1 protein-coding gene is annotated in these 518 nt (G+C 67.0%); it reads right to left on the reverse strand.

Translation table 11 applies throughout. The annotated features are described in order from the left end of the window. Nucleotides 1-272, reverse strand: a 272-nt coding sequence (locus tag VSR34_RS38335; protein ID WP_342965224.1) for a hypothetical protein, incomplete at its 3' end; no start/stop codon positions are given. Nucleotides 273-518: the final 246 nt, after the last annotated feature.

The following is a 518-nucleotide window of genomic DNA, read 5'->3' on the forward strand; positions in this document are numbered from 1 at the left end:
GAGACCGACTGGCCGTTCACCTGGCCGTCGATCAGCCGTTCCGCATGCGCCATGCACGCGATGCGTGCCTTGCCCGTGCCGTCGAACGGAAACAGATACTGCAGGCGGAACACCCGGCCCTCGGCCGCCGGATTGGCGCCGACACGGCAGATCCGCACCGACGCGTCGTAACCGGCGCCCGGACTGCGGGTGACTTGCGCGCCCGCGGGGCGGCGCGGATAGACGAGCGGGTGAATTTCGTAACCTTTGTAGGTCTTGACTGCTGGATTCATGAAAATCGTGTCCTGTATTGCGTGGTCCGCGCGCCGCGTGCGGGGCGCTGCTTCCGGCAGCGTCCCTTTGACGCGTCGCGACGCGGACCGGCGGCGCAGCACCGATGGGCGCGCCGCGATAAAAATGGTTGGCACAGGCCTGCTAGACCCCGCGGCTCAATGACAATGGCTCGAGCGGTCGCGCGAAACGCGGATTCGACCGAAAAAACGCCGAAGCGGCGCGCCAATTCGCGCGCCGGACGCATG

Source organism: Paraburkholderia sp. JHI2823 (assembly GCF_038900695.1).
In the GTDB taxonomy this organism is placed as follows: Bacteria; Pseudomonadota; Gammaproteobacteria; order Burkholderiales; family Burkholderiaceae; genus Paraburkholderia; species Paraburkholderia mimosarum.